At 71.9% G+C, this 22,346-nt stretch carries 18 protein-coding genes; 11 read left to right on the forward strand and 7 right to left on the reverse strand.

Annotated features, from left to right (window positions below; genetic code table 11):
- Positions 1–37: 37 nt before the first annotated feature.
- The gene (locus NH2_RS30015; protein WP_245650744.1) at positions 38–2,551 is read right to left on the reverse strand and encodes a serine/threonine-protein kinase; all 2,514 of its coding nucleotides are present in this window, start codon (positions 2,549–2,551) and stop codon (positions 38–40) included.
- A gap of 371 nt (positions 2,552–2,922) precedes the next feature.
- The gene (gene metH, locus NH2_RS24755; protein ID WP_067659160.1) at positions 2,923–6,510 is read right to left on the reverse strand and encodes a methionine synthase; all 3,588 of its coding nucleotides are present in this window, start codon (positions 6,508–6,510) and stop codon (positions 2,923–2,925) included.
- A 101-nt stretch (positions 6,511–6,611) separates the two neighbouring features.
- Between metH and NH2_RS24760 the strand changes: the two genes are divergently transcribed.
- Entirely contained in the window at positions 6,612–7,496 is an 885-nt protein-coding gene (locus NH2_RS24760) for a PAC2 family protein (protein WP_067659163.1), read from the forward strand.
- Positions 7,497–7,545: 49 nt separating this feature from the next.
- Here the strand turns inward: NH2_RS24760 and NH2_RS24765 are convergent, their stop codons facing one another.
- Positions 7,546–7,851, reverse strand: a complete 306-nt coding sequence (locus tag NH2_RS24765; protein WP_067659166.1) for a hypothetical protein — start codon at positions 7,849–7,851, stop codon at positions 7,546–7,548.
- Between the two features lie 353 nt (positions 7,852–8,204).
- Here NH2_RS24765 and NH2_RS24770 point away from each other — a divergent pair, with 353 nt between their 5' ends.
- Positions 8,205–9,344, forward strand: coding sequence for a hypothetical protein (locus tag NH2_RS24770; protein ID WP_067659286.1), 1,140 nt, complete (start codon positions 8,205–8,207; stop codon positions 9,342–9,344).
- 1 nt (position 9,345) lies between these two features.
- Here the strand turns inward: NH2_RS24770 and NH2_RS30020 are convergent, their stop codons facing one another.
- Complete coding sequence (locus NH2_RS30020; protein ID WP_245650748.1) at positions 9,346–9,759, reverse strand: M15 family metallopeptidase; 414 nt, start codon at positions 9,757–9,759, stop codon at positions 9,346–9,348.
- A 256-nt stretch (positions 9,760–10,015) separates the two neighbouring features.
- Positions 10,016–11,692, reverse strand: coding sequence for a fumarate hydratase (locus NH2_RS24780; RefSeq protein WP_067659169.1), 1,677 nt, complete (start codon positions 11,690–11,692; stop codon positions 10,016–10,018).
- Between the two features lie 165 nt (positions 11,693–11,857).
- Between NH2_RS24780 and NH2_RS24785 the strand changes: the two genes are divergently transcribed.
- The 3 genes from NH2_RS24785 (at position 11,858) to NH2_RS24795 (ending at position 14,864) form a co-directional block, all read left to right on the forward strand.
- On the forward strand, positions 11,858–12,322 hold the full coding sequence (locus NH2_RS24785) for a MarR family winged helix-turn-helix transcriptional regulator (protein ID WP_067659172.1): 465 nt from the start codon (positions 11,858–11,860) through the stop codon (positions 12,320–12,322).
- A gap of 179 nt (positions 12,323–12,501) precedes the next feature.
- On the forward strand, positions 12,502–13,614 hold the full coding sequence (locus tag NH2_RS24790) for a ferredoxin reductase (RefSeq protein ID WP_067659175.1): 1,113 nt from the start codon (positions 12,502–12,504) through the stop codon (positions 13,612–13,614).
- An 8-nt stretch (positions 13,615–13,622) separates the two neighbouring features.
- Entirely contained in the window at positions 13,623–14,864 is a 1,242-nt protein-coding gene (locus NH2_RS24795) for a fatty acid desaturase family protein (protein ID WP_067659178.1), read from the forward strand.
- Here NH2_RS24795 and mftD read toward each other — a convergent pair whose 3' ends face one another.
- A complete protein-coding gene (mftD, locus tag NH2_RS24800) occupies positions 14,865–16,067 on the reverse strand; it encodes a pre-mycofactocin synthase MftD (protein WP_067659181.1) in 1,203 nt (400 codons plus the stop codon).
- Entirely contained in the window at positions 16,064–16,798 is a 735-nt protein-coding gene (gene mftE / locus NH2_RS24805) for a mycofactocin biosynthesis peptidyl-dipeptidase MftE (protein ID WP_067659184.1), read from the reverse strand. The genes mftD and mftE overlap by 4 nt, the downstream gene beginning before the upstream one ends.
- Positions 16,799–16,852: 54 nt before the next feature.
- On the opposite strand from mftE, the gene mftR reads away from it, so the two are divergent.
- The 6 genes from mftR (at position 16,853) to NH2_RS24835 (ending at position 22,249) form a co-directional block, all read left to right on the forward strand.
- Positions 16,853–17,506, forward strand: a complete 654-nt coding sequence (gene mftR, locus NH2_RS24810) for a mycofactocin system transcriptional regulator MftR (RefSeq protein WP_067659187.1) — start codon at positions 16,853–16,855, stop codon at positions 17,504–17,506.
- A 95-nt stretch (positions 17,507–17,601) separates the two neighbouring features.
- On the forward strand, positions 17,602–18,507 hold the full coding sequence (locus tag NH2_RS24815; RefSeq protein WP_067659190.1) for an STAS domain-containing protein: 906 nt from the start codon (positions 17,602–17,604) through the stop codon (positions 18,505–18,507).
- Between the two features lie 15 nt (positions 18,508–18,522).
- The gene (locus tag NH2_RS24820) at positions 18,523–18,909 is read left to right on the forward strand and encodes an STAS domain-containing protein (protein ID WP_067659193.1); all 387 of its coding nucleotides are present in this window, start codon (positions 18,523–18,525) and stop codon (positions 18,907–18,909) included.
- Positions 18,899–19,312: an ATP-binding protein gene (locus tag NH2_RS24825; RefSeq protein WP_084505862.1), complete on the forward strand. Its 414-nt coding sequence runs from the start codon at positions 18,899–18,901 to the stop codon at positions 19,310–19,312. Before NH2_RS24820 ends, NH2_RS24825 begins: the two co-directional genes overlap by 11 nt.
- Complete coding sequence (locus NH2_RS24830) at positions 19,305–19,937, forward strand: SpoIIE family protein phosphatase (RefSeq protein ID WP_067659196.1); 633 nt, start codon at positions 19,305–19,307, stop codon at positions 19,935–19,937. The genes NH2_RS24825 and NH2_RS24830 overlap by 8 nt, the downstream gene beginning before the upstream one ends.
- Complete coding sequence (locus tag NH2_RS24835; RefSeq protein WP_245650745.1) at positions 19,934–22,249, forward strand: SpoIIE family protein phosphatase; 2,316 nt, start codon at positions 19,934–19,936, stop codon at positions 22,247–22,249. The genes NH2_RS24830 and NH2_RS24835 overlap by 4 nt, the downstream gene beginning before the upstream one ends.
- Positions 22,250–22,346 lie beyond the last annotated feature (97 nt).

Genomic DNA, 22,346 nt, shown 5'->3' on the forward strand with positions numbered 1-22,346 from the left:
CCGTCCGGCCGCCGCGGCCAAGCCTATCCGGGCCCGGTCAGAGCCCCGAGCCCGAGATCACGAGGCGGCCGCCCTCGTTGCTCACCCGGAACCAGCGGCTCTCCGAGCTGGTGCCGCCGCCGGCGAGGGTGTAGGTGAGCGAGGCGACCACGGTGTCCGGGCCGGACGGGGTGACCGAGCCGACCCGCACCCCGCGGATCGTCGACCAGAACTGCGAGTAGGCGCCGAAGCCGCCGGTCTGCGCCTGGTACCCCGGGGAGAGCTGGGCCCAGGCGCCGCTGATGTCGCCCGGCAGCATGCCGTAGTAGCCCTGGACGAACTGGGCCCGCTGCTCCGGCGTCGGGGGGCCGTTCTGCGGAGCAGGGGCGTTCGAGGTGGCCGGGGGCTGTGTGGTCGTCGGGGCCGGGGCCTCCGTAGCCGGGGCGGGCGGGGCCGACGGGCTCGGGGGTGGGGGCGCGGCCTGCTGGTCGTCGCCGGTGCCGTTGGCGATCAGGGCGATGAGGACGCCCGCGAGGACGATCACCGCGACGGCGATGGCGCCGAGGGCGGTCAGCTGGAGGCGCTTGCCCGCGGCGGGGTCGCGGCGGGGCGGGGTGTATTCGAGCGGGGTCGGTCGGGCGGCTGCCGCGAAGGCGGCGTAGTCCGGGGTGTACGGGAGGGCGGTGGTGGGGTCGGGGGCCGGGGTGTCCGAGGGGGCGGGGCCACTCCCCGCGGAGTCGCCAGCGCCACGGCCGCCCCCAATGGGGCCACCCGCAATAGGGCCGTCCGCGACGGAGTCGCCCGCGGCAGGGCCACTCGCGACGGAGTCGCCCGCGGCAGGGCCACTCGCAGCGGGATCACCCGCGGCAGTGCCGCCCGCAACGGAGTCACCCGTAACAGGGCCGCCCGCAGCGAAGTCACGGGCAACAGTGCCGCCCGCAGCGGAGTCGCCCCCGTCAGCGGAGGTGTCGCCCTCCGCACGGCTGCCCGCCGCGGCAGAGCCCGCGGTGGCACCGCCGACGGCCGTACCGACGCCCGCAACGAGGGCGTCCGCGGCGCTACCCGCCGCCTCGGAGTCCGAAGCGGCGCCATCGCTCGGCGCGGAGTCACCGCCCGCAGGAGTGCTCCCGGCCTCGCCGGCGCCTGCCGACGATCCGGCGAGCGCGCCCGCCGCGACAGCGCCGCCCCGCTTGCTCAGCTCGACGCGCTCGCCCGAGCTCTCCCCGTGCGCCTTCGCGACCTCCGCCGCACCTTTCCCGGTTCCGGCCCGCGCCGCCGAATCGCCCGCGTCGGGCGCCGAAGGCGAGCCGGTGCCTGCGACCGGCACCGAGTTGGCGCCGTCTCCGCTCTGCCCGCCGTCCGGCCGACTACCGGCCCCGGACTCGGCCGGACCGCTCGGCGGCCCCTGCGGCACTCGGGCAGGCCCTGACCCGGGAGTTCCCGGCCCATTACCCGAAGCCCCCGGCCCACTACCCGAAGCCCGCGGGCCGTACCCCGGAGTCCCCGGCCCATACCCCGGGGCCCCGGGCCCACTCCCCGGCGTCACCGGCCCGTACGCCCCCGGCGCCCCTGCCCCCGGCCCGTACGCGGGCCGGAACGCATTCACCCGCGGCCCCGGCGGAACACTGCGCGGATCGATCGGCGGCGGCCCGCTGAACCGATTCGGGTCGGGCAGGACGGTGGTCCCGCCGGGCCCGGCCAGCACAGCGGTCCGCGGATACCCACCGGGCGGCACCGAGGTGGGCCCGGCGGGCCGCCCCACGGCGACCCCTTCGAGCACCTCGGCGGCCTGCCGCATGGTCGGCCGCCCCTCCGGCGTCGGCGCCAGCAACTGCATGAGCACCGGCCCCAGCGCCCCCGCGTGCTGCGGCGGCTGCACATGCCCGCGCGCGACCGCGTGCAGCACCGCCAGCGGATTGTCCCCCTCGCCGAACGGCGGACTCCCGGTCACCGCCGCGTACAGCGTCGACCCGAGCGCGAACACGTCCGAGGCGGGCTCCCCGTCCTCCCCGCGCGCCACCTCGGGCGCCAGGTACGCGGGCGTCCCCGCGAGAAAACCGGTGGCGGTGACGGTCACATCGCCGACCGCCCGCGAGATCCCGAAGTCCGTGATCTTGACCGTGCCGTCGTCACCGACGAGCAGATTCCCCGGCTTCACATCCCGATGCAGAATCCCCGCCTTGTGCGCGGCGGCCAGCGCGGCCGCCGCCTGCGCCCCGATCCGCGCCACCTCCATCGGCGGCAGCGTGCGCCCCCCGGAGATCCGCGCCGCCAGACTGGGCGCGTCCATGAACTCCATGACGAGCCACGGCCGCCCGTCCTCCTCGGCGACGTCGAAGACGGTGATGGCGTTCGGGTGGTGCAGCCGAGCCGCGATCCGCCCCTCGCGCATGGCCCGCGCCCGCGCCTCGACGGCCTGCGACGGCGTCAACCCGGGATCCAGCCGCAGCTGCTTGACCGCGACGGTCCGCTGCAACCGGACGTCGGTCGCCTTCCACACGACGCCCATGGCGCCGGTGCCGATCGGATCGGAGAGCCGATACCGTCCCGCGATCAACCGGTCCGACGTCATCTGATCGTGCTCCTTCCCGCCGAGCAGTGCCGCAACTCGGCGCACGAGGCCCGGAGCCCGGCGAAAATCCTACGCCCCGAGACGCTTCGACTCCGGGCGGGCCGCACGCCACCGGGTGCGGCATACGGCGAGCGCTGCGCTGCGCGATATCCGACAGTGGCATACCCGGAACCGGCCGTTCCATCGGCGGACCCGAGCACGGTACGCCAGGCGGCGCGCGCTCCGCGTCGAGCGCACGCCGAACCGGTTCCCGGCGCCGCGGCGAATCCCTTCCCCGGCATCCGGTTTCGGGCACGGCACGCCCGCGCCATGATCCGGCATGACCATCGCCGGTATGAGCGATTTCGCCGTGAAACCGCTCACACCCGGTTTCAGGCGTTGAAGTACTTGGCCTCCGGGTGCAGCAGCACGAACGCGTCGGTGGACTGCTCCGGGTGCAGCTGCAGCTCCTCGGAGAGCCGGACCCCGATGCGCTCGGCCGCGAGCAGGTCGACCAGCTTGGCCCGGTCCTCCAGCTCGGGACAGGCGCCGTAGCCGAAGGAGAAGCGCGCGCCGCGGTACCCGAGCTTGAAGAACTCCTGCACGTCGTCCGGGTCGGAGTCGGCGATCGCGTGCCCCTCCAGCACCAGCTCCTCACGGACCCGGCGGTGCCAGTACTCGGCCAGCGCCTCGGTGAGCTGCACGCCGATGCCGTGCACCTCGAGGTAGTCGCGGTAGTTGTCGTCCGCGAAGAGCTGGTTGGCGAAGTCGGCGATCGGCTGCCCCATGGTCACCAGCTGGAAGGGAAGCACATCCACCTGCCCGGTGCGCTCCGCGTGCTCGCGCGAGCGGATGAAGTCGGCGATGCAGAGGAAGCGGTCGCGCTGCTGGCGCGGGAAGGTGAAGCGGTAGCGCTCGGGGGCGTCCGGGCGCGGCTCGGTGAGCACGATCACGTCGTCCCCCTCGGAGACCGCCGGGAAGTAGCCGTACACCACCGCCGCGTGCTGCAACACGTTCTCCGTACTGAGCCGCTCCAGCCAGGCTCGCAGCCGCGGCCTGCCCTCGGACTCGACCAGCTCCTCGTAGCTGGGCCCGTCGCCGCCGCGCTGCCCGCGCAGCCCCCACTGCCCGAGGAAGAGGGCGCGCTCGTCGAGCAGCCCGGCGTACTCGTGCAGCGCCAGCCCGCGCACCACCCTGGTCCCCCAGAACGGCGGCACCGGCACCGGCAGCTCGGCGGCCACGTCGGAGCGCGCGGGCACCTCGACCGGGGTCTCCCTGGCCTTGCGCTCCTCGGCGATCCGCTTGGAGCGCTCGTGCCGCGCCTTGCGCTCGGCCGCCTTCTCCCGCTCGGCGATCGCCTCCGGGCTGTCCGGGTCCGGGCCGCCGCCGCGCTTGCGGGTCATGATGGTGTCCATCAGCCGCAGCCCCTCGAAGGCGTCCCTGGCGTAGTGCACATCGCCCAGGTAGACCTCGGTGAGGTCGTTCTCCACGTAGGAGCGGGTGAGCGCGGCGCCGCCGAGCAGCACCGGGAACTGGTCGGAGACGCCCTTGGAGTTCAGCTCCTCCAGGTTCTCCTTCATCACCACGGTCGACTTCACCAGCAGCCCCGACATCCCGATGACGTCGGCCTTCTTGTCGACGGCGGCGTCCAGGATGGTCGCGATCGGCTGCTTGATGCCGAGGTTGACCACCTCGTAGCCGTTGTTGGAGAGGATGATGTCGACCAGGTTCTTGCCGATGTCGTGCACGTCGCCCTTGACCGTGGCGAGCACGATCCGGCCCTTGCCGCTGTCGTCGGTGGCCTCCATGTGCGGCTCCAGGTAGGCGACCGCGGTCTTCATCACCTCGGCCGACTGCAGCACGAAGGGCAGCTGCATCTGCCCGGAGCCGAACAGCTCGCCGACGGTCTTCATCCCGGCGAGCAGCGTCTCGTTGATGATCTTCAGCGGCGGCACCTCGGCCATGGCCGCGTCCAGATCCGGCTCCAGGCCGTTCCGGTCGCCGTCCACGATGCGCCGCGCCAGCCGCTCGAAGAGCGGCAGCGCCGCCATTTCCTCGGCCCGCGAGGCCCGCGACGACGCCGTCGAGACGCCCTCGAACAGCTCCATCAGCCTCTGCAGCGGGTCGTACCCCTCGCGACGCCGGTCGTAGACCAGGTCGAGCGCGGCCTCGCGCTGATCCTCCTGGATGCGCGCGATGGGCAGGATCTTGGAGGCGTGCACGATGGCCGAGTCCAGCCCGGCCTCGACGCACTCGTGCATGAAGACCGAGTTCAGCACCTGCCTGGCCGCCGGGTTCAGGCCGAAGGAGATGTTCGACAGCCCCAGCGTGGTCTGCACCTCGGGGTGGCGGCGCTTGAGCTCGCGGATGGCCTCGATGGTCTCCAGCCCGTCCCGGCGCGACTCCTCCTGGCCGGTGCCGAGGGTGAAGGTGAGGGTGTCGACGATGATGTCGGACTCGTGCAACCCCCAGTTGGTGGTGATGTCGGCGATCAGCCGCTCGGCGATCTCCACCTTCTTGGCGGCGGTGCGCGCCTGGCCCTCCTCGTCGATGGTCAGCGCGACCACCGCGGCGCCGTGCTCGGCCACCAGCGCCATGGTCTGCTGGAACCGCGAGTCCGGCCCGGCGCCGTCCTCGTAGTTCACCGAGTTCACCGCGCAGCGCCCGCCCAGGTGCTCCAGCCCGGCGCGCAGCACCGGGGTCTCGGTGGAGTCGAGCATGATCGGCAGCGTGGAGGCGGTGGCGAGCCTGCTCGCGAGCTCGCTCATGTCGGCGGTGCCATCCCGGCCGACGTAGTCGACGCAGAGGTCGAGCATGTGCGCGCCGTCGCGGGTCTGGTCCTTGGCGATCTCCAGGCACCGCTGCCAGTCGCCGGCCAGCATGGCCTCGCGGAACGCCTTCGAGCCGTTGGCGTTGGTGCGCTCGCCGATCATCAGGACGCTGGCGTCCTGCTCGAACGGGACCGCGGTGTACATGCTGGAGACGCTCGGCTCCGGCTCGGGGCGCCTGCGCTCCCGGATCGGCGGCAGCGCCCGCTCGGCCTCCCGCACCGCCGCGCCGACCTGCCGGATGTGCTCCGGGGTCGTGCCGCAGCAGCCGCCGACCAGCGCCAGCCCGAACTCGCTGACGAAATCGCGGAGCGCGACAGCCAGCTCCTCCGGGGTGAGCGGGTACTCGGCGCCGTGCTTGCCGAGCACCGGCAGCCCCGCGTTGGGCATGACCGAGACCGGCAGCCGCGCGTGCCGGGAGAGGTGGCGCAGGTGCTCGCTCATCTCGGCCGGGCCGGTGGCGCAGTTCAGGCCGATCATGTCCACCCCGAGCGGCTCGATCGCCGTCAGCGCGGCGCCGATCTCGCTGCCGACCAGCATGGTGCCGGTGGTCTCCACGGTGACGTGGGTGATGATCGGGATCCGCCTGCCCGCGGTGGCCATGGCGTGCCTGCTGCCCACCACCGCGGCCTTCACCTGGAGCAGATCCTGGCAGGTTTCGACGAGGATGGCGTCGGCGCCGCCGTCCAGCATGCCGAGCGCGGCCTCGGCGTAGGCGTCGCGCAGCGCGGCGTAGGGGGCGTGGCCGAGGGTGGGCAGCTTGGTGCCGGGGCCCATGGAGCCGAGCACGTAGCGCGGCGTGCCGTCGGGACCGGGCCCCATCTCGTCGGCGACCTCGCGGGCCAGCCTGGTGCCGCGCTCGGAGAGGTCGCGGATGCGGCCGGCGATGTCGTAGTCGGCGAGGTTGGGCAGGTTGCAGCCGAAGGTGTTGGTCTCGACCGCGTCGGCGCCCGCCTCGAAGTACGCCCGGTGGATATGGCGCAGCACGTCCGGCCTGGTCTCGTTGAGGATCTCGTTACAGCCCTCCAGACCGCGGAAATCGTCGAGCGTGAGATCGGCGGCCTGCAGCATGGTGCCCATGGCGCCGTCGCCGATGACGACGCGGCGCGCGAGGGTGTCCAGCAGGGTGGTGTCGAACCGGGGCGCAACCATGAGACCAGGGTAGTGGGGTGCTCCGACGCCCTCTTCGCGCGCGCCCGGACGCGCCCTCACCGGACGGCGCGTCCCGGCGGGCCACGCCGTAGGCTGACCGGGTGAACCGCAGTCAAACTCCCGATTCGGAACTGCCGACGTTGCGGGATCCGGTGCTCGTCGCGGCCTTCGAGGGCTGGAACGACGCGGGTGATGCCGCCAGCGGCGCGGTCGAGCACCTGGAACTGATCTGGGACGCCGAGCCGCTCGCCGAGCTGGACTCCGAGGACTACTACGACTACCAGGTCAACCGCCCGACGGTGCGCCAGGTGGACGGGGTGACCAGGGAGATCCAGTGGCCGTCGACCTCGCTGTCGGTATGCTCGCCGCCCGGCAGCGACAAGGACATCGTGCTGCTGCGCGGCATCGAGCCGAACATGCGCTGGCGCAGCTTCTGCGCCGACCTGCTGGAGTTCATCGAGCAGCTGGGGGTGCAGACCGTGGTGATCCTCGGCGCGCTGCTCGCCGACACCCCGCACACCAGGCCGGTCCCGGTCACCGGCTCCGCCTACAGCCCCGAGGCCGCCGAGCGCTTCGCCCTCGAGCAGACCCGCTACGAGGGCCCCACCGGCATCACCGGCGTCCTCCAGGACCAGTGCGTCCGGGCCGGGGTGCCCGCCGTCTCCTTCTGGGCCGCGGTCCCGCACTACATCTCGCAGCCGCCCAACCCCAAGGCCACCATCGCGCTGCTGCACCGGGTCGAGGAGGTGCTCGACATCGAGGTGCCGCTCGGCGAGCTGCCCAAGCAGGCCGAGGAGTGGGAGGAGACGGTCAACGAGATGACCGAGGGCGACGAGGAGATCAGCGAGTACGTGCGCTCGCTGGAGGAGCGCGGCGACGCCGCGGTCGACCTGAACGAGGCCATCTCCAAGATCGACGGCGACGCCATCGCGGCCGAGTTCGAGAAGTACCTGCGGCGCCGGGGGCCGGGGAACTTCGGGCTGTGAGGCGCGCCGGCCCCGCCGGGGATGGGGGCGGGGCCGGGCGCCGGGCCGCTCACCCGTCCAGGGTGAGCACGAGCGCGGCGGCGTCGCGGGCCAGCCGGGCGATCAGGATCTCGCGCGGGATGGTCTGGCCGCCCAGGTGGTCGAGCGAGGGCGTGAGCACGTGGTGCGCGTCGGCGCGCTGGAGCTCGTGGGTGAGCTCCGCCAGCGCAGTGCCGTCGCCGTCACAGGACTCGTGGAAGGTCGCGGCGAAACAGAGACCGCGGGACCGGGCCAGGTCACGCAGCGCGTGCTCCAGCTCCTCCCCCCGCCCGTCGGCCAGATCGTCCCGCACGTACCCATAGGTCAACGCTTGCACCGAAACCTCCGTTGGATCGGTATGTCTTCGCGTCTGCGGCCCCCGGGAGCGCCTCCAGGGACCACCCTCCGGCTCCCAACCCCTGCGCACGCGACATCGGTTGCGGATGCACGTCCATCTGCACTTACAGGAACCTTCGGGCAAACTTCTCGCTCCCCTACAGGATGCCGAACGACATCCGGCGAATGCAGATGTCAACCCGGTGACATCGGGTTGCCCTATCGAGGACGCCGAAGGTTAACTGGTGCGATACTGGCGGCGTGGCCATAGCCGACGATCGACCCGTCTGGGCAGTCCGCATGCGCTCCGAACGCGACGCGAGGGGGTGGTCCCAAGCCGACGCGATCCGGGTGATGCGCGCCAAGTCCGCGCACAATCTGCCGACCGACAGCACGCTGCTGCGCAATTGGCGCAGGTGGGAGGCGGGTGAGTCGAAGCCGGACGACTTCTACGCCCCCATCATCGCGGCAGCCTTCGACTCCGCCGCGGCCTCGTTCTTCCCCAAGGCCAGGCCGAACCGGGACGACGAGCTGCTCTCCGCGACCGGGATGGACACCCTGGAGTTCGTCGGCAGGCTGCGTATGTCGGACGTCTCCGGCTCCACGCTCGACGCGGTGCGGATCACCGCGGAGCGGCTTTGCTGCGAGTACGCCTACGCCGACCCGATCGAGCTGCACAGCGAGGGCACCGCCTGGCTGCGCCGGATAGCCGCCTTGCTCGACGGCAGGCTGACGCTCGCCCAGCACCGGGAGATCCTGTCGCTGGCGGGGTGGGTGGCGCTGCTGGTCGGCTGCGTGGAGTACGACCTCGGCAAGCGGGCGGCGGCGGAGTCCACCCGGCAGGCGGCGCTGTCGCTCGGCACCGAGTCGGAGAACCCGGAGATCATGGGCTGGGCCGCCGAGATGGCGTCCTGGTTCGCGCTCACCCAGGGCAATTACCGCGGCGCCATCGAGGCGGCGGAGCCGCTCATCGACTCCTGCCGCGGCTTCGGGGTCGGGGTGCAGCTGGCCGCGCAGCAGGCCAAGGGCTGGGCCCGGCTCGGCGACCGGGCCAGGGTGGAGAAGGCGCTCTCCCGCGGCCGCGGCATCCTCGACCAGCTCGAGCACCCCGCCGACCTGGACAACCACTTCGTGGTGGACCCGCAGAAGTTCGACTTCTACGCCATGGACTGCAGCCGGGTGGTCGGCGACGACAAGGCCGCGCGAACCTACGCCAAGGAGGTCATCCGGGATTCGTTCCGGGTGGACGGCACCGTGCGCAACCCCATGCGCGCCGCCGAGGCGCACCTGACCCTCGCCGTGCTCGCCGCCCGCGAGCGCGACCTGGAGTGCGCGCTGGCCGAGGCGGAGGCGGCGTTCGGCCACGACCGGCGCTCGCTGCCCTCGCTCGGGTGGATCGCCGGGGAGCTGGCGCGCGAGATCAACGACCGGTTCCCCGGTGATCCGCGGGGGCAGGACTACCTGGATCAGCTGCGGGCGCTGGCGCGGGTGTAGGTCAGTTCCTGACGCTCGCGTCCGGGATGCGCGCCGGGCACGCCGTGCCCGGCGCGGTGGCGAGTTCGAAGTGCCACCACTCGTTGTCGAAGGTGCGGCAGAGGCCCCAGCGGAACCCGTTCGCCTCCAGCCACTGCGCGCCCTGCTGCGGCCCCACATCGATCGCGTCGCCGCTGACGTGCGTGGACTCGTCCGGCGGGAGCACCCAGCGCCGCGCCTCCTCCGGGCTGCCGTAGGTGGCGAGCCCGTCGTCCCACAGCGCCTGTTGCTCGGCCGGGTCGCGGTAGCCGGAGGTGATCGAGAGCGGAACGCCCTGCGCGTGCGCCTCGCCCTCGGCCAGCGTGTAGGCGAGTGCGAGCGCCGGGTTCAGCCCCTCGGTGCCGGTGGCCGAGCCGACCGCCTCGCGCTGATCGATCGCGCGCGCACCGGACTCCGGCGCGACGTCCGCGGGCAGCTCGGCGCCCGCGACGGACTCGGGCGCGGCGCCAACGGGCAGCTCCGGTGCCGCGTGCGCGACCGGCGCGCGCAGCGCCAGCCCGGCGGCGAGGACCGCCGCGGCGACCCAGGGGCGCCGGGCGCCGTGACCGCGCGCGGCGACCGCGGGCTTTCGCCGATCCACCCGTCCATCGACAGCAATCCCGCGCTCGCTCATGCGGCGATCGTAGGCGCGCTCAGACCCGCTCGGCGGACCGGGTGCGCACCCGCAGCGCGATCGGCTTCTGCGTCTCCGCGAAGAAGTCGTTCCCCTTGTCGTCGACCACGATGAAGGCGGGGAAGTCCTCGACCTCGATCTTCCACACCGCCTCCATGCCGAGCTCCTGGTACTCCAGCACCTCGACCGACTTGATGCAGTCCAGCGCGAGCCGCGCCGCGGGTCCGCCGATCGAGCCGAGGTAGAACCCGCCGTGTTCCTTGCACGCCCTGGTCACCTGCGCCGAGCGGTTCCCCTTCGCCAGCATGACGTGCGACCCGCCCGCCGCCTGGAACTGGTCGACGTAGGAGTCCATGCGACCGGCCGTGGTCGGCCCGAACGAGCCGGAGGCGTAGCCGTCCGGCGTCTTGGCCGGCCCGGCGTAGTAGACGGCCATGTCCCGTAGGTACTGCGGCATCGGCTCCCCCGCGTCCAGCCGCTCCTTGATCTTGGCGTGCGCGATGTCCCGCGCCACCACCAGCGGCCCGCTCAGCGAGAGCCGGGTCTTCACCGGGTACTTGGTGAGCTCGGCGCGGATATCCGCCATCGGCCGGTTCAGGTCGATCCGCACCACGTCGCCGCCGAGGATCTCGTCGGTCTGCTCCGGCAGGTACTGCGCGGGCTCCCGCTCCAGCTGCTCCAGGAACACCCCCTCCGCGGTGATCTTGGCCAGCGCCTGCCGATCCGCCGAGCAGGAGACCGCGAGCGCCACCGGGCAGCTGGCCCCGTGCCGCGGCAGCCGCACCACCCGCACGTCGTGGCAGAAGTACTTGCCGCCGAACTGCGCCCCGATCCCGAAGGACTGGGTGAGCTTGAAGACCTCCTCCTCCAGCTCCAGGTCGCGGAAGGCGTGCCCGGCCAGCGAGCCCTCGGTGGGCAGCGAGTCCAGGTAGTGCGCGGAGGCGTACTTCGCGGTCTTGAGCGCGAACTCCGCGCTGGTGCCGCCGATCACCACGGCCAGGTGGTAGGGCGGGCAGGCCGCGGTGCCGAGCGACCGGATCTTCTCGTCCAGGAACTCCAGCATCCGCGTGGGGTTCAGCACGGCCTTGGTCTCCTGGTAGAGGAAGGACTTGTTGGCCGAGCCGCCGCCCTTGGCCATGAAGAGGAACTTGTAGGCCGGGTGCGCCGGGTCGCCGGGCGCCGAGTACAGCTCCACCTGCGCGGGCAGGTTGGAGCCGGTGTTCTTCTCGTCCCACATGGTGAGCGGCGCCAGCTGCGAGTACCGCAGGTTCAGCTTCGTGTAGGCGTCGAAGACGCCGCGGCTGATCCACTCCGCGTCGTCCGCGCCGGTCAGCACCCCCTCGGACTTCTTGCCCATGACGATGGCGGTGCCGGTGTCCTGGCACATGGGCAGGATGCCGCCCGCCGAGATGTTCACGTTCTTGAGCAGGTCGAGCGCCACGAACCGGTCGTTGCCGCTGGCCTCCGGGTCGTCGATGATCCGCCGCAGCTGCCGCAGGTGTGCCGGGCGCAGGTAGTGGCTGATGTCGTGCATCGCCTCGGCGGTCAGCAGCCGCAGCACCTCGGGCTCGACCTGGAGGAAGGTGCGCCCACCGGCCTCGATGGTCGAGATCCCCTCGGTGGTGAGCAACCGGTACGGCGTCTCGTCGGCGCCGATCGGCAGCAGGTCGGAATAGCGGAATTCGGGCGCGGTCACGGAACGCACTCCTTCGGGCGGGCTGTCTGCGAAGTCACCGGAGCGTAACGATCGCGATCCGGCCCGCCGTTGCTTAGGCTCCCCTATGAAACCCGGGCCGAGGCGAAGTTGTACCTTCAACCCGAACACGACCACAGCGAACCGGCGAGGATGGGAACACAGGCGGTGACCGACCCACAGTGGCTCGACGACCTGGAGATGCGGGCGTGGCTCGGGTACGTGCGCACCAGGGACCTGGTCGCCGCGGCGGTCGGGCGGGACTCCACCCGGGATTCGAACCTGACCTTCGCCGAGTACTCGGTGATGGCGTATCTCTCGCTCAGCGGGGAGCCGCTCACCTTCGCCGCGCTGGCGGCCAAGCTGGAGTGGTCACAGAGCCGACTGTCGCATCAGATCACGCGAATGGAGCGGCGAGGGTTGGTCGCCCGCGAGCCCCTGCCCGACGATGCGCGCCGCACCGCCGCCCGGCTCACCCCGGAGGGGATCCTGGCGCTCGGCGAAGCGGCGCCGATGCACGTCGGGAGTGTGCGGCGGAACATGATCGATGTGCTGGACCGGGAGCAGCTGGCCGCGCTGGCCGATATCTACGACACCCTGCTCGCGCATCACCGCCGCTCCGCCAATCCCTGACACTCGGCGGCGGTTCGCGCCGGGATCATAGGCGATTCGACGCGTCGGCGTACAAGCGTCCACTGAATAGTGAATACTCACAGCCGCGCATGCATCTGCGGCAACGGTGGTACATCACTCTCATATGTCCAGCAATAACCATCCGGTGTACGGTCGTGCACAGAAGTTAGGGGCTGCCGATGGACCTGCTGAAGTGGAGCAAACGGCCGGCCGCGGACGTCGATGCGACGAGACCGCCGGTGAACATCGTGCGCGGCCTGGTCGCCAGGGCCACGACGCCACTGCTCCCGGACGACTACCTGCGCCTGATCAACCCGCTCTGGACCGCGCGCGAGCTGCGCGGCAAGGTGGTCGACGTGACGAAGGAGACGGCCGACTCGGCCACCGTCGTCATCCGGCCGGGCTGGGGATTCCCCGCCACCTATCGGCCGGGGCAGTACATCGGCATCGGCCTGCAGATCGAGGGCCGCTGGCACTGGCGGTCGTACTCGCTCACCTCGATCGGCGACACCGGTGACCGGACGCTCTCGATCACCGTCAAGGCCAATCCTGACGGGTTCCTCTCGACCCACCTGGTCGACGGCGTGGAGCCGGGCACCATCATCCGGCTGGCCGCGCCGAAGGGCGACTTCCACCTGCCCGAACCGGTGCCGGGCAAGCTCCTGTTCGTCACCGCGGGCAGCGGGATCACGCCGGTGATGGCGATGCTCCGGTCGCTCACGGCCAAGGGGCAGGTGCCCGATATCCGGCACATCCACTCCGCGCCGACCAGGCACGACGTCATCTTCCTCGACGAGCTGGAGAGCAAAGCCGCCGAGGCCCCCGGTTACGACCTGACCCTGCAGCTCACCCGCGAGATGGGCAACTTCGACGCCGCGCGGCTGGACGAGTGGGTGCCGGACTGGCGGGAGCGGGACTGCTGGGCCTGCGGCCCGGCGGGGCTGCTCGACGACATGGAGTCGCACTACGAGGCGGGCGGGCTGCGGCACCGGCTGCACACCGAGCGGTTCACCATCGCCCGCACCGACCACGGCGGCGAGGGCGGGACGGTGCACTTCGCGGTCTCCGGCAAGAAGGCCGAGGTCGACGGCGCCACCACGCTGCTCGAGGCGGGCGAGAGCCTGGGGGTGACGCTGCCCTACGGCTGCCGGATGGGTATCTGCCAGACCTGTGTCGTCCCGCTGGCGGGGGGATACGCGCGCGATCTCCGCACCGGCGCGGAGCGGCGCGAAGGAGAACGAATCCAGACATGCATCAGCAGCGTGTCCGGAGAATGCACGCTCGACCTGTAGGAGGTCCGGTGGCCATCACCGATATCGACGTATACGCACATCTGACCGCCGAGGATGTCGAGGCGCTCGGCGCCGAACTCGACGCCATTCGCCGCGATATCGAGGAGTCCCGCGGCGAACGCGACGCCAAGTACATCCACCGCACCATCGCGTTCCAGCGGGCACTGGCCGCCGGCGGCCGCGCGACGCTCATGTTCAGCAATCGCAAGGTCGCGTGGGTGGCCGGGACCGCCCTGCTCTCGGCCGCGAAGATCATCGAGAACATGGAGCTCGGGCACAATGTCATGCACGGGCAGTGGGATTGGATGAACGACCCGGAGATCCACTCCTCGTCGTGGGAGTGGGACACCACCTGTCCCAGCGTGCAGTGGAAGCACTCGCACAACTTCGTGCACCACAAGTACACGAATATCGTCGGCATGGACGACGACGTGGGCTACGGGATCCTGCGCATCACCCGCGATCAGAAATGGCTGTGGTGGAACGCGGGCAACCCGCTCTACAACTTCCTGCTCGCGACCTTCTTCGAATGGGGCGTCGCGCTGCACCATATCGAGATCGAGAAGATCAGGAAGAAGGAGAAGAGCTGGCGGCAGGTCTTCCGTGACCTGCGCATCATCGGGACCAAGGTCGGCAAGCAGGCGGCCAAGGACTACCTGATCTTCCCCGCGCTGGCCGGGAAGAACTGGAAGACGACGCTCACCGCCGACGCCACCGCCAATATCGTCCGGAACTACTGGGCGTACATGGTGATCTTCTGCGGGCACTTCCCGGACGGCGCCGAGAAGTTCACCACGGAGGAGTTCGCCGAGGAGGATCAGCCGCGCTGGTACCTGCGGCAGATGCTCGGCTCCGCGAATTTCCACGCCGGGCCGCTCATGCGATTCATGAGCGGGAACCTCAGCCACCAGATCGAGCACCACCTCTTCCCCGATCTGCCCAGTAATCGCTACGAGGAGATCGGGGTGCGGGTCCGCGCGCTCTGCGACAAGTACGACCTGCCGTACACCACCGGCTCCATCGGCCACCAGTACTGGCAGACCTTCCGCACCATCGCCAAGCTCTCGGTGCCGAACGGCCTGCTCTCCGCCACCGCAGACGACGCGCCGGAGACCGCGTCCGAACTCCGCTTCGCCATCCGCGAGGGGCTCTCGGAGCACTTCGGGGTCGACCCGGAGACCGGCCGGCGCCGGGGCCTGCGCACCGCGCTGCGCGAGCTGAAGGAGGCCCCGGTCCGGGCGGGACAGTGATCAGGCCGAGGTCACCGCACCCAGGGTGCGGGCGGGCGCTCCGAGCTCGCGGACGAAGCCCTCGGGGATGACGATATCGCCGCGGTCGAGGTCGTGGATGCTGGTCTTGCGCAGCCCGAGCAGGGCGGAGTCGATACCGCCGCGCAGGATGTCGAGTACGTTCTCGACCCCGGCCTGGCCGTTGGCGGCGAGACCCCAGAGGTAGGCGCGGCCGATGAGCACGGCGCGGGCGCCGAGCGCGACGGCCTTGACCACATCGCTCCCGCGCCGGATGCCGCCGTCGAGCAGCACCTCGATCTCGTCGCCGACGGCGTCCGCGATGGCGGGCAGCGCGCGAATGGCGGCGGGGGTGCCGTCGAGGTTGTTTCCGCCGTGGTTGGAGACGGAGATGCCGGCGACCCCGGCGTCCACCGCCCGCCGCGCGTCGTCGACCCGGATGACGCCCTTGAGCAGCACCGGGCCGTCCCAGTTGTCGACCACCCACCGCACATCGGCCCAGTCCGGCGGCGGGGTGCCCATCCACTCGCCGTAGGCGGCGAAGAAGCCGGGGGCCTTCGCGTCCCCGGTGACCAGGTTGGGCACGGTGAGGTCGGGGAGGGTGCCGGACTTCAGGTAGGTGGTGAGCCAGCGCGGCTTGACCACGGTGGCGGGGGCGAACTTGAGCATGGTGCGGAGGTCGAGGCTCTGCGGAATCTCCGGGCTGCCCCAGTCCCGCCCGTGCGAGAACGACCAGTCCAGGGTGAGGATGAGCCCGACGGCACCGGCGGCCTTCGCGCGGGCCATGCGGGCGAGGATGTCGTCCTTGGAGCCGCACCAGTACAGCTGGAAGAAGGTCGCGGGGTTGGCCGCTATCACCTCCTCGACCGGCTTGCTCGCGAAGGAGCTGAGCCCCATGGCGATCCCGCGCGCGGCGGCGGCGCGGGCCACGGCGACCTCGCCGTCGGGGTGCACGGCCTGCACGCCGGTGGGTGAGATGAGCACCGGCATGGCGACGCTCTGGCCGAGCACCGTGGTGGCCTGCGAGCGCTCGCCGATCGGCCCGGCGACGTGCGGGGCGAAGCCGAGCTCGGTGAAGGCCTTCTGGTTGTCCTCGATGGTCTGCCCGCGCTCGGACCCGGCGATCAGCGCGCCGTACACCGGCTTGGGCAGCCGCTTCTTCGCTCGCCGCTGGGCCTCGGCCACGGTCTCGAACCAGGGATTCATCGTCGGATCCTTTCCGGGGAGGGCGTCGGCCACCAGCGGCAGACGCGCTCGATCAGGTCGGTGATCAGCAGGTCCAGCAGGACCGTGCCTTCGTCGGTCGTGGCGCCGGTGGGGTCGCCGAGTACGCCGTTGGCGCTGACGGCCGAGACGCCGCCCGCCCGCAGCGCGGGGAGCAGGTCGCGCAGCGGCCGGGTCTCCCCCGGCTCGGCGCGGTCGAGCCGCACCCGGGCCGGGTCGAGCGCGAGCTGCAGCGCGGTCTCGCTGCGCCCGGCGTGCGCGTCGCCGGGGTACCGCGGCAGATGGAACCGCACATCGCGCCCCTCGCTGCGCAGTAGTGCGCAGGCCCGCCGCAGCGGCTCGGCATTGCCGCCGTGGCCGCTGACCAGCAGCACCCGGTCGACGAACTCGGTGGCCGAGCGGCACAGCTCGACCAGCACCAGCTCCAGGGCCGCCTGCCCGATGGAGAGCGTGCCGGGGAACCCGGCGTGCTCCCCGCTGGACCCGTACGGCAGCGCAGGCGCCACCAGCACGTCGGGGCGGGCACGAGCCAGCCCCGAGCACAGCGCGACGGCGAGGTCGGTATCGGTCGACAGCGGCAGATGCGGGCCGTGCTGCTCGGTCGCCCCCAGCGGGACCACCAGGACGGCCGCGCGGCCGAGCGCACCCACCTCAGGCCAGGTGAGCGCGGCCGCTTCGGCGACCGCGCGGTCCGGTGCTGTGAGTTCGGCCACGGGGAGAACATTATCGTCACCGACTGACATAATCAAGCCTGCGATAATCGCCCGGTGACCGAGCAGGCGAAGACCCGTTCCCGCGGCAGGCCGCGCGGCACCAGCCGCCGCCGGCTCGAGCTCATCGCGCTCGAGCTGTTCACCGAGCGAGGTTTCGAGGACACCACGGTGGAGCAGATCGCGGCCGCCGCAGGCATCAGCGAGCGCACCTTCTTCCGCTACTTCCCGAGCAAGGGCGAGCTGCTCTGGTACCAGTTCGACGACGAGGTGGCGGCGCTGCGCGGGCTCTTCGCCACCGTCGCCGCCGACGTGCCGATGATGACGGCGGTGCGCCGGGTGGTGGTGGCGGCCAATGCCTATCGCGCCGAGGACGTCCCGGAGCTGCGCACCAGGATGCACCTGCTGGCAACGGTTCCCGGGCTGGCCGCGACGGCGGGCGCGCACTACGACGCCTGGGAGCGCGCGGTCAGCGATTTCGCGGCGCGCAGGCTGGGCGGGCGACCGGACGATCTCGTCCCGATGGCGGTCGGGCGGGCGACCCTGGCGACCGCGCGCGCCGCCTTCGACGCCTGGCTCGGCCGGGCCGACGACGACCTCACGGTGTACCTGGACCGGGCGCTCGCCGCGCTGGCCGCCGGGTTCGCGGCGCCCGGCCCGGTAGCCGCCGAGCTACCCGCAGGTTTGGGCGGCGGTGGAGATGGGGTATGAGTAGGCTCGGTGTCGGCGCGCGCCTGCCGCGGTGCGGGTCGTGGCGACCGGCAGCACAACCCCCATCCAACCGATGAGAAGGGGCCTGGAATTCCATGTCCGAGGTGTCCATGAGTCTTTCGGCGGATCCGCTGGTAGCGGGGCCGGTCGACAACCTGTTGCCCCAGCTCGTGGAGCACCTGCGGCAGAATCGCACCGCGCTGCGCGAGGAGTGGGCGCGCCGCATCACCGACGCGCAGCTGCTGACCGCGATGACCCCGGAGGAGATCTTCTCCGAAATCACCTCGGTCTACGACAATTACGTGGCGGTGCTGGAGACCGGCAGCGTCGAGGCGCTGCAGGCCTACGCCCGCGATCTCTCCGAGCGGATCATCCCGCGCGGCGTCGAGACCGACGAGGTGCTCGGCATCGTGCTGCTACTGCGAGATGTGCTGGCCCGCTCGCTGTTCGAGAAGTACCAGTCCGACTTCAACCTGCTCAACCACGTGCTCGACGCGTACGAGCCGGCCGCGAACCGGATCGCCAGCACGGTGGCCATCTCCTTCGTGCAGGAGCGCGAGCGCGTCATCCGGCAGCAGCAGGAGGCCATCCGCGAGCTCTCCACCCCGGTGCTGCAGGTCCGTGAGCAGCTGCTCATCCTGCCGATCATCGGCGTGCTCGACAGCCAGCGCGCGCGCCAGCTCACCGAGCAGCTGCTGCGCGCCATCCGGGCCAATCGCGCCAAGGTGGTCGTCATCGACATCACCGGTGTGCCCGATATCGACTCCACGGTCGCCAACCACCTGGTGCAGACGGTCGACGCCTCCGGGCTGATGGGCGCCAACGTCATCATCACCGGGCTCTCCTCGGATATCGCGCTCACCCTGGTCACGATCGGTCTCGACCTGTCCAAGATGAACGCGGTCGGCGACCTGCAGGGCGGCATCGAGGAGGCGGAGCGGCTGCTCGGCTACGAGGTCACCCGGGTCACGGACCGGCTCACCGAACGCGACGGTCGCTGACCGGGCGGCGGGCAGATGCCGGTTCCGATTCTCAAACAGGGCACCTACCTGATCGCCTCGGTGCAGTCGGCGCTCACCGACGCCGACACCGAGCGGCTGCAGGACGACCTGATGCGGCAGGTCAGCAAATACCGCGCCAACGGCATCATCGTCGATGTCACCGCGATCGACATCATGGATTCGTTCGCGGCCCGGTCGCTGCGTACCATCGCGCACATGACGCAGCTGCGGGGGGCCGAGACGGTGATCGTCGGGCTGCAACCCGAGGTCGCGTTCGCCATGGTGCAGCTCGGGCTGACCTTCGAGGACATGCACACCGCGCTCGACCTCGAAGAGGGCCTCGCCTGGCTGAACGCGAAAACCTCCCGGCGCCATCGAGACGGCCGTGACAGTGGCCGCTGAGAGCCACGTGATCCTGGTCAAGGTGTCGGGGGACATCGTGATCGCGCGTCAGGCCGGCCGCGAGCTCGCGGCCGAGCTCGGGTTCTCGCTCACCGACCGCACGATGATCTCCACCGCCATCTCCGAGATCGCCCGCAACATCACCAGTTACGCCGGCACCGGCGAGATCCGGCTGCTGGTCGACGAGCGCGAGGGCAGGCGCGCGCTCATCGTGCAGGCCGAGGACCAGGGGCCCGGCATCCGCGACATCACCCGCGCGCTGGAGGACGGCTACTCCACCGGCCGCGGGCTCGGGCTCGGGCTGCCGGGCGCACGCAGGCTCATGGACCGGCTCACCGTCGACTCGAATCCCGGGCAGGGCACCCTCATCGAGATGTGGAAGTGGGTGCCGGAGAATGTTTGACCACGGTTTCGTCAACCGGGTCGAGTGGGCGATCGCGGGCCGGGCCTACCCCGGCCACGAGGCCTCCGGCGATCGCGGCGTGGTGCTGGACGCGGGCGGCGGCCGGGTGCTCTTCGGGGTGCTGGACGGGCTCGGGCACGGCCGCGGCGCCGCCGAGGCTGCGGACCGGGCGGCGCGGGTGCTCGCGGAGAACCGCTCGGAACCGCTGGACGTGCTGCTGGTGCTGTGCCACCGGGCCATGGCGGACACCAGGGGCGCGGCGGTCTCGCTGGCCTCGGTCGGGGCCGACGAGACGGTGCACTGGCTCGGCGTCGGCAATGTGGAGTCGCGGGTGCTGACCGCGGGCCCGGCCGGGATCGCGGTGCGCGCCACCATGCTGCTCACCGCGGGGATCGTCGGCTACCGGCTGCCGCCGACGCTGCAGCCGCAGAGCATTCCGGTGCGCCCCGGCGACCTGCTGCTCATGTCCACCGACGGCATCCTCGCCGACTCCGACGACGCCATCGACCTGGCCCGCTCCACCGCCGACATCACCGCCGCCATCCTGGACACCTACGCCAAGGCCACCGACGACGCCCTGGTCCTGGCGGCGCGGCACCGCGGCGCCACCGACCCGGCGGCATGACGATGGCGGACGGGGAGCGCAGCGACGACGCCGGGGCGGTGCTCACCGCCTTCCTCGACGACTACGCGGCCGTGCTGCGGCGGCATCTGGCCGCGCCGGAGCAGGGCGGCCTCGGCGAGGGGTACGAGCTGGGCAGGCGGGCCCTGGTGGAGCGGATCAGCCTGCTCGACCTCACCGAGAACCACTACCGGGTGGCGCAGGCCGCGCAGCGCTCACCGGACGCGCGGGACCAGCGGATCGCGGAGAACGCGCTGGAATTCCTGCTGCAGACGCTGGCCGCGCTCGACATCGCCACCCGCGGCTACCTGGACGGCACCAAGCGCTACGAGCAGCAGCGCACCCGCGCCGACGACCTGGCCGGGCGCGATGCCTTCCGCACCGCGCTGGTGGAGTCGCTGCAGGACGGCTTCTTCGTGGCCGAGGCGAACGGCACCATCGTCGAGGTGAACTCGGCCTTCGGCGCGCTCACCGGCTACGGCCCCGGCGACGTCCCGTTCGCGCTGCCGCACCCGTGGTCGCCGCCGGACAGCCCGCGCTACCCCGACCTCGGCACCGAATCGCTGCGCTGGGTGATGCCGGTGCAGCACCGGGACGGCCGCAAGGTCTGGCTCGCGGTGAGCACCAGCTCGCTGGTGAAGCCGGAGCACGACGAGCGCATCTTCGTCGGCACCATCCGCGACGTCACCGCCGAGCACGACGCGCAGGCCCGCGACCAGGCCGCCTCCCGGCTGGCGACCGCGGTGGGCGCGGCCACCAGCGTGGCCGAGGTGCTCGCCGTCGGGCTGGACGAGCTGCGCCGGACGGCGGGCGCCGCGGCCGCGGTCGTCGCGGTCTGGCCCGCGCGCACCGCGGAGCCGGAGATCTACACCTCCGGCCCGGACCGCCCGGACGAGGACGAGTTCGCCGAGGTCCCGGCGCGCGCGGTGCCCGACGGCCCGGACCGGGAGACCAGGGCGCTGTTGGAGCGGGCCAGGCGCCGCCCGCCGCGCTCGCTGCAGGTGCTGCCGGACGGCCTGGACAGCGCGGCGGGCATCGTGGCCCCGCTCGGCGAGACCGGCGACGCCGCGCTGCTGCTGCGCTTCGCCGCACCCCGGGTGGTCGCCGCCGCCGACCGCACGCTCTTCTCGCTGCTCGTCGGGCATCTCAGCCTGGCCATGCAGCGGGCCCGCAACTTCGACCAGGCCCGCGCCACCTCGCTCACGCTGCAGCGCGCCATGCTCGGCCCGATCGAGCTGCCGCCGCGCTTCTCGGTGCACTACGAGCCGGCGCTGCCGCCGCTGGAGATCGGCGGCGACTGGTACGACGTGGTGCCGCTGCGCGACGGCACCATCGGCGTCGTGGTCGGCGACTGCGTCGGCCGCGGCCTCTCCGCCGCCGTGGTCATGGGGCAGTTGCGCACCGCCGCGCGAGCGCTGCTGCTGCGCGGAGCCGGTCCGGCGCAGCTGCTGGCCGAGCTGGACACCGTGGCGGCGCGGATTCCGGGCGCCATGTGCACCACGGTCTGCGCGGCGGTGCTCGACCCGGTGCGCGGCGTGCTGCGGTACAGCAGCGCCGGGCACATGCCGCCGATCCTGGCCGATGTCGGCGAGGTCGGGCGGCTGCTGGAGGGCGGGCGCGCGGTGCCGCTGGCCACCTTCGACATGCCGCGTAGGCCGGAGGCGACCACCGCGCTTCCGCCCGGCGCCACCCTGGTGCTCTTCACCGACGGCCTGGTGGAGCGCAAGGGCGTCGATATCGACGACAGCTTCGCGCAGATCGCCGACGTGCTGGCCGGGACGCCGGGGCGGCTGCCGCGCGAGGTCGCGGACGCGGTGCTGAGCAGGCTGCGCCCGGCCGCCGGGTACGACGACGACGTCGCCATGGTGGTCTACCGGCAGCCCCCCGCGCCGCTGCTGCTGGACGTGCCCGCCGCCGCCGAGCAGCTCACCGTGCTGCGCCGCACGCTCAAGGCCTGGTTCGCCGCCGCTGCGGTGCCGCACGACCTCGCCGCCGACCTGGTCGCCGCCGCCAACGAGGCGTGCAGCAACAGCGTCGAGCACGCGTACCTGCACAAGCGCCCCGGCCGGGTGGTGCTGGCCGCCGAGTGCGACACCGAGACCGTCGTCATCGTGGTCCGCGACGACGGCGACTGGAAGCCGCGCGCCGCGGACCCCGGCTACCGCGGCCGCGGCATCGAGATGATGAAGGCGCTCACCGAGGACGTGGAGATCGAGCACACCGAGGCGGGCACCAGGGTGCGCATGTGGGTCACGCTGCCCGCCATCACCTTTCCCACCGCGAACCCGATCCGCAGCGCCGGTCAGCCCGCGTAGCGGGCGGCGCGTTTCGCCGGATCGTCCGGAACGCGGCGGCTGCACCGGCTCGATGCGGCACTCGGTTCCGCGCGGGGAGATTTCGTATCGCTCGCGC

This window comes from Nocardia harenae NBRC 108248 (genome assembly GCF_001612885.1).
In the GTDB taxonomy this organism is placed as follows: Bacteria; Actinomycetota; Actinomycetes; order Mycobacteriales; family Mycobacteriaceae; genus Nocardia; species Nocardia harenae.